Source organism: Actinoplanes sp. NPDC023714, from assembly GCF_040639855.1.
Lineage (GTDB): Bacteria > Actinomycetota > Actinomycetes > Mycobacteriales > Micromonosporaceae > Actinoplanes.
This window is the reverse complement of sequence record NZ_JBFAAR010000003.1, coordinates 735,324-742,132: the sequence shown is the minus strand read 5'-3', so window position 1 is coordinate 742,132 and position 6,809 is coordinate 735,324. Positions and strand designations below refer to the sequence as shown.

Below are 6,809 nucleotides of genomic sequence, written 5' to 3'. Positions count from 1 at the left end.
CCCACCGCGTGTTGACTTCCGGCTCAATCCGCACCCCAACTCAACACGCAACCGAGAGCCCCCACCGCGTGTTGACTTCCGGCTCAATCCGCACCCCAACTCAACACGCAACCGAGAGCCCCCACCGCGTGTTGACTTCCGGCTCAATCCGCACCCGAACTCGACACGCCGGCTTGCCATAACCGACGGCCACGCACGGTGGCGAGTCACCGATCCTGCCGGGCCTCGCCTCTCTGCCACCATGGACGGGTGAGATCGACGGTGCCGGGGTGGGCCCTGCTGTCCTCGGCGGCGGCGCCCGTCCTGCTGATCGGCGGGTGGACGCTCGCGGCCGGGCTGCAACCCGGCGGCTTCGACAGCACGGCCTCGACGATCAGCGCGCTGGCCGCGCACGGCGCCACCGACCGGTGGGTCATGACGGCGGCCCTCGCCGGCGTCGGGATCTGTCACGCGGTGACCGCGCGGGGCCTCTCCCCCGCCGCCCTCCCGGGCCGGATCGTGCTCGCCCTCGGCGGCGTGGCGACGGTGCTGGTGGCAGCGTTCCCGCTGCCGGTCACCGGTTCCTCACCACAGCACGCGGTCGCGGCCTCGGCGGCGTTCGGGGCGCTGGCGGTGTGGCCCGCGTTCGCCTGGCGCCGCGACGGTCGCGGTCCGCGGGCGCTGCGGCCGGCCGTGTCGCTCGCTGCCGCGGCCGTGCTCCTCGGACTGGTCGCCTGGTTCGCCGTCGCGCTCGGCACCGGCCGGGCCGGCCTCGCCGAACGCGTGGCCGCCGGCGCGCAGGCGCTCTGGCCTCTGGCGGTCGTCCTGTCCTGCCGATCGGCCCTTGCGGACCGGGGATGTTGTCGATAGAAAGCTGTCCATGGCGTCCACGGATGATCAGACCACCGCTCCCGACCTCAAGCCCGAGGTGCCGCACGCCGCGCGCATCTGGAACTACTGGATGGGCGGCAAGGACAACTTCGCCGCCGACCGGGCCGCCGGGGACGGCGTCGCGCAGGTGTATCCGGAGATCGTGCTGATGGCGAAGCAGTCCCGGAAGTTTCTGATCCGGGTGGTACGGCATCTGACCGCGGAGGCCGGGATACGGCAGTTCCTGGACATCGGGACCGGGTTGCCGACCATGCAGAACACGCACGAGGTGGCTCAGGGGATCGCGCCCGAGTCGCGGGTGGTCTACGTCGACAACGATCCGCTCGTGCTGGTGCACGCCCGGGCGCTGATGGCCGACACGCCCGAGGAGGGGCGCACCGTCCACGTCGACGCCGACTACCACGACCCGCAGAAGATCCTTGCCGAGGCGAGGAAGGTGCTCGACTTCGACGAGCCGATCGCGGTGATGTTCATGGGCGTGCTGGGCTACGAGCCGGACCTCGCGGTGGTGGCGTCGATCGTCGGCGAGGTGATGGACGCGACGCCGCCGGGCAGCTACCTGGTGCTGTGGGACGGCACCGACACCACGCCGGCCGTCGTGGAGGGCGCCGAACGGCTGGTGCGGAGCGGCGGGGTGCCGTACATCCTGCGCAGCCCGGACGCGATCGGCGGCCTGTTCGACGGCCTCGACCTGGTGGAGCCGGGCCTGGTGCAGCTCACCGCGTGGCGCCCGGACGCGGCGGTCGAGTGGCTTGACGCCTATGGGGCGGTAGCGAGGAAGCCGTGACCAGCCCCGACTCGTAGGCGGTGATCACCAGCTGGGCGCGGTCCCGGGCGTCCAGCTTCTGCAGCAGCCGGGTGATGTGGGTCTTCACCGTTCCGACACCGAGATACAGCTCTCCGGCGATCTCGGTGTTGGACAGTCCCCGGGCGATCAGCGTGAGCACCTCCCGCTCGCGGTCGGTGATCGGCAGGCCGGTGAACGCGGACGGGGACGTGCCGGCGAACGCCTCGATCAGCCGCCGGGTCACCCGGGGCGCCAGCAGCGCCTCCCCCTCGGCGACCAGTCGGATGCCGGTGAGCAGGTCGGCGGCCGTGGTGTCCTTGACCAGGAATCCGCTCGCCCCGGCCCGGAGCGCCGCATAGACGTACTCGTCCAGATCGAACGTGGTCAGGATGAGCACGCGCACGCCCGGGACGGAGGCGCTGATCTGCCTGGTCGCCTCGATGCCGTCCATCTCGGGCATCCGCACGTCCATCAGCACCACGTCGGGCCGGTGCTGCCGGGCCAGGGCGACGGCCTCCACCCCGTTGCCGGCTTCGGCGACCGGGTGGAATCCGGGTGAGGCGTCGAGCAGCGCCCGGAAACTCTCGCGCATCAGCGCCTGGTCGTCGGCGAGCAGTACCGCGATGTCGGTCACGAACCATCCTCGGGCGAGAAGGGGATCACGGCGAGCACCCGAAAGCCACGGCCTTCGGGGTTCGCCCCGGCGGTCAACGTTCCGCCGTACAGGGAAACACGCTCGCGCATGCCGATCAGGCCCTGCCCCCGCCGCCCCTTCGACGACGGCGGCCTGCCGCCGTCGTCGGTCACCTCGATGCGCACCGCGCCGTCGCCGCCGCGCACGCTGATCGCGCAGTGCGACGCGCCCGCATGCTTGATCACGTTGGTGAGCGACTCCTGCACGATGCGGTAGACGGTGAGGCCGAGCGCCGGCGGAAGATCGTCGACCCCGTCCACGGCGAGATCGATCTCGACGTCATATCGCCCCACTAAATCCGACAAATCGGAAATGTGGGGTGCGGGGTCCAGCGAGGCCGGATCGTCCTCGGTCCTCAAGACGTCCAGCAACCGGCGGATCTCCGTCAAGGCCGACCTGCTCGTCTTCTCGATCGCCTGGAGCGCGGCCCGCCCCTCCGCCGGCCGCTCCTCGGCGATGTGGTTCGCGACGGTCGCCTTCACCGCGATGAGGCTGAGGCTGTGCCCGACGATGTCGTGCAGCTCGCGCGCGATCCGCAGCCGCTCCTCGGCGACCATGTCGTGGGCCAGGCGCTGCGCGGCCTCGGCCTGCACCTCCCGCCGCCAGCGCATCAGCCGGCCGAGCGCCCAGGCCGTGACCAGCAGGACGACGACGACACCGAGTTCCACCTGCCACCACAGTGGAACCTCGCTGCGATCAGCAGCAGTGTCCAGAATACCCTGAGAAATCCGGAAATATAGTAGTGGGATGGTGATTGCTGCCGCAAGTAAGCCGCCAGCCAGCAGCCCAAAGGCGACAAATCGACCAACCGAGCAAGCCACTGTGTACAGCGCCAACCCCACCGGCAACCACGTCACCACGATGACCCCGACCCCGACCACCCCGAGCCCGGTCGCCAGAGTCGCCGCCACCAGCACGAACACGAACACCACCAGTGGCCGCCGGCGGCGGAACGTCAGCGGCATCGCCACCAGGACACCGGCCAGCCAGGCGATCGCGACCGGACCCTCGAACGCCGGCCCGGGCGGATCGAGGACCGCCGAACCGGCCAGATAGGTCATGAGGAGGGCGATGGCGAGATCCACGCGCCTCAAGCTACCGGCCCGGGACAGCCTCCGCGTCTGACCGTGGTCAGACGCGGAGGGAGCCTCAGCTGCGCCACGATCTTCCACATGATCGAGCTGCGAGAGCTGACCAAGAGGTACGGGACGAGGACCGCCGTCGACCGGCTGTCCTTCGAGGTGCGTCCCGGCGTGGTGACCGGTTTCCTCGGCCCGAACGGCGCCGGCAAGTCCACCGCGTTGCGCATGCTCCTCGGCCTGCACCGGCCCACCTCCGGCGAGGCGCTGATCGGCGGCCGGCGCTACATCGAGATCCGGCATCCGCTGCACGAGGTGGGCGCGGTGCTCGACGCCGACGCCGCCCACCCGGGCCGCACCGCGTTCACGCACCTGAACTGCCTGGCCCGGACGAACGGCATCGGCGAGCAGCGCGTCAGAGCCGTGCTGGACCAGGCCGGCCTCGCGAGCGTGGCGGGCAAACGCGTCGGCGGCTTCTCGCTCGGGATGCGGCAGCGGCTCGGCATCGCCGGCGCCCTGCTCGGCGACCCCGCCGTGATCGTCCTCGACGAGCCGGTGAACGGCCTCGACGCGTCCGGCGTCCGCTGGATCCGGAAGACGCTGCGGGCGCTCGCGGCCGAGGGCCGGACCGTGCTGCTCTCCAGCCACCTGATGACCGAGATGGCGCTGACCGCCGACCGGGTGTTGATCGTCGGCCGGGGCCGGCTCATCGAGGACGCCTCGGTGGCCGAGTTGACGGCCCGGCACGGCAGCACGCTCGAGGACGCCTATCTGGAGCTGACCGACGAGGAGGTCGAGTACCGATGACCCACGCCATCGCCGCCGAGTGGATGAAGGTGCGCACCCTGCGCTCTACCTGGGCCCTGCTGGCCGGTGGCGTGATCGCCACCGGGGTGGGCGCGCTGATCCTGTTTCTGCTGGTCGGCTCGTACGACGCGGCGTCCGCGGCGGACCGGGCCAACTTCGAGACCGCCGATCCGACGGTGGTGACCATGCCGTTCGTGATGTTCTTCGTCGGTGCGATCGGGGCCATGCTGATCACCAGCGAGCGGACTCCGGCCCTGCTCGCCGTGCCGCAGCGCCGCGTCCTGCTCAGCGCGAAGGCGGTGGTGGCCGGCCTGATCGGGCTCGGCTGCGGCGCCCTGTTCGCGCTCCTGGCCTTCGCCGACGCCCGGCTCATGCTCGGCGACCGCCCGGCGCCGATCAATCCGTGGCCGCAATGGACCGACGCCGTGCCGACCGTCCTCTGCGCGACCCTGATCATGGTGGTGACCTGTCTCGTCGCGCTCGGCTTGGGCACGGTCCTGCGGTCGACGGCGGCGGCGATCACCACGCTCGGCGCGCTCGTCCTCGTCTGCCCGATCTTCGCCCACTTCCTGCCGGCGGTCTGGCAGCTGCGGTTCGCGTCGGTCCTGCTGCCCAACCTGACGCCGCAGCTGGCCGGAAGCGATCACCCCTACCTGCTGTCCCAGGGCGGCGCCGCGGCGGTGGCCGCGGTCTACGTGATCGTGACGCTCGGCCTCGGAGCGCTGAGTTTCCGTCACCGGGATCTGGCCTGAGATCCTTTCGGGTACGAGGGGAAGCCGCCGCCCGGCGGCTCCCCCTCCCCCGCGTCAGTCCAGGGTGCGCCGGCCCCGCTCGTCCGGGAAGTCGGCCTCGATCCGCTCCTTGCGGACCTCGCCACCGACCCGCTCCTCGTCGGTCACCGTCTCCTTGCCGAGCCGCACCCGCTCGACCGGGACGGCCTCGCGGTCGACGACCGGACGTTCGGCGTGCAGGGTCACCTCGTGCTCGGACTCGGTGAAGTCCGGCCCGGCGTACGCGTCACCCCGGTTGGCGTCGGTGATCGGCTCCCGCTCGAGGCGCACCTCCTCGCGCTGGACCGGCACCGAGACCTGCTCCTGCTCGGTCACCACGTACTTGCGCAGCCGGGCCCGGCCGGCCTGCTCGGTCTCGGTGCCGACGTTGAGCCGCTCCTCCGAGCGGGTCATGGCGCGCCCCTCGGAGGAGTGCGCGCCCTCGTAGCCGGAGGAGTGCGCGCCCTCGGAGGAGTACCCGTAGGAGTCCTCGGCCTGGTACGTCCGGTACGTCTCGTCCCAGTTCAGCCCGTAGTGCTGGTAGAGCCGGTCCACCTCGTCGCGGGACAGCGGCTCGTCGTGGTCGGCGTCGACGTTCGGCGCGTCCTTGACGGTCCGCTTCTCGAAGGGCAGCAGCACCTGGTCGCCGCGCAGGTCCGCGTTCTGCAGCGGGAACAGCGACTCGTTGAGTCCGAACAGGCCGGTGCGGACGCTGGCCCACGCCGGCCGGCCGCCGGCGTCGTTCCACACGGCGCCCACTTCGCCGATCTTGTCGCCGTCGCGGTCGACGACGTCGAGGCCGTAGAGCGAATGGATCTTGTCCTGGGTGATCACGAGCGTCTCCTTCGCTTGGGGTTGCCCAGTTGCTACCCGGCCCGCGACGACCCATTCACACCGCTTATCGCCCTGTTAGGTGAGTGAATCCGTGTTTGGCCGCTCATGTCCACTCATGGGGGATCTTGCCGCGCTCCACCACTCCGCGATCCGCCGGACGACCGGCTCCGGCGACTTCACCCAGTAGATGTGGTCGTTGCTCGCACCCTCCGGCACGTCCTCATTCCGGTACACCCAGTTCGTCACCCCTTCGGGCGCGAACAGCCGCTCGCCGAACCGCTCGACCGCCGGCGCGGGCGCCAGCCGGTCCCCGTCCAGGGCGATCAGCAGCGCCGGGCTCGCGATGGGCGCCTCCGCCGGGTACGGGGTCCGCCCGGTCACCGCCATCCGCCCCCACTCGCGCATCAGGGTCCGCGCGCCCGGCCCGCCGAACGCCGGTTTCGGCAGGTACCCGAAGAGTCCGGTCAGCACCGGCACGATGACCCCGCCCATGAGTACGAGGTGAGGACCGCCGAGCGGATAGTGCCGGTGGTACGGGAGGCAGCCGCCCACGGTCACCATCCCGTCCGCCGGAACCCGGGTGAGCTGATGCCCCGCCGCGATCTGCGCGCCGAGACTGTGGCCGAGAAGGATCACCGGCCGCTCCGGAAGCTCCGCGCGGGCTTCCCGGACCGCGACGGCCATGTCCCCGATCTCGTCGTCGTAGGACCAGTCCTGCGTCCGCGACGCCCGGACCCCGTCCGGCTCGAAGCCGCGCCTGGTCAGCGCCCGCGCCTGCCAGCCCCGGGCGGCGAACGCCTCGGCGAGCGGCCGGTAGTAGCGGGATCCGATCCCCATGGCCGGTGAGATCAGGACGAGCGGGTTGTGCGTCACGGTGCTGCTTTCCTCGAAGATCATGGTGCCGCCGCGATTGTGCCACCTCCGTCACCTGCGACAACTAGCAACACGAGCGGATTTCTTGATAATAG

At 71.0% G+C, this 6,809-nt stretch carries 8 protein-coding genes; 4 read left to right on the top strand and 4 right to left on the bottom strand.

Features of this window, described 5'->3' with window-relative positions:
* Positions 1–249: 249 nt before the first annotated feature.
* A complete protein-coding gene (locus AB0G10_RS18745; protein ID WP_360922705.1) occupies positions 250–849 on the top strand; it encodes a DUF998 domain-containing protein in 600 nt (199 codons plus the stop codon).
* 10 nt (positions 850–859) lie between these two features.
* Positions 860–1,657 (top strand): SAM-dependent methyltransferase, encoded by a 798-nt coding sequence (locus tag AB0G10_RS18740; protein WP_360922702.1) that lies wholly within the window; start codon positions 860–862, stop codon positions 1,655–1,657.
* Here the strand turns inward: AB0G10_RS18740 and AB0G10_RS18735 are convergent.
* Both AB0G10_RS18735 and AB0G10_RS18730 read right to left on the bottom strand, forming a co-directional pair.
* Positions 1,587–2,291, bottom strand: coding sequence for a response regulator transcription factor (locus AB0G10_RS18735; RefSeq protein WP_360922700.1), 705 nt, complete (start codon positions 2,289–2,291; stop codon positions 1,587–1,589). The genes AB0G10_RS18740 and AB0G10_RS18735 overlap by 71 nt on opposite strands.
* Positions 2,288–3,436, bottom strand: coding sequence for a sensor histidine kinase (locus AB0G10_RS18730; protein ID WP_360922698.1), 1,149 nt, complete (start codon positions 3,434–3,436; stop codon positions 2,288–2,290). The genes AB0G10_RS18735 and AB0G10_RS18730 overlap by 4 nt, the downstream gene beginning before the upstream one ends.
* An 87-nt stretch (positions 3,437–3,523) precedes the next feature.
* On the opposite strand from AB0G10_RS18730, the gene AB0G10_RS18725 reads away from it, so the two are divergent.
* Positions 3,524–4,237 carry an ATP-binding cassette domain-containing protein gene (locus AB0G10_RS18725; RefSeq protein WP_360922695.1) on the top strand — a complete coding sequence of 238 codons (714 nt, stop codon included), beginning with the start codon at positions 3,524–3,526 and terminating at the stop codon, positions 4,235–4,237.
* Positions 4,234–4,989 carry an ABC transporter permease gene (locus AB0G10_RS18720; RefSeq protein WP_360922693.1) on the top strand — a complete coding sequence of 252 codons (756 nt, stop codon included), beginning with the start codon at positions 4,234–4,236 and terminating at the stop codon, positions 4,987–4,989. Before AB0G10_RS18725 ends, AB0G10_RS18720 begins: the two co-directional genes overlap by 4 nt.
* A gap of 54 nt (positions 4,990–5,043) precedes the next feature.
* Here AB0G10_RS18720 and AB0G10_RS18715 read toward each other — a convergent pair whose 3' ends face one another.
* Positions 5,044–5,841 (bottom strand): PRC and DUF2382 domain-containing protein, encoded by a 798-nt coding sequence (locus AB0G10_RS18715; protein ID WP_360922690.1) that lies wholly within the window; start codon positions 5,839–5,841, stop codon positions 5,044–5,046.
* Positions 5,842–5,916: 75 nt separating this feature from the next.
* The gene (locus tag AB0G10_RS18710; RefSeq protein WP_360922687.1) at positions 5,917–6,738 is read right to left on the bottom strand and encodes an alpha/beta fold hydrolase; all 822 of its coding nucleotides are present in this window, start codon (positions 6,736–6,738) and stop codon (positions 5,917–5,919) included.
* Positions 6,739–6,809 lie beyond the last annotated feature (71 nt).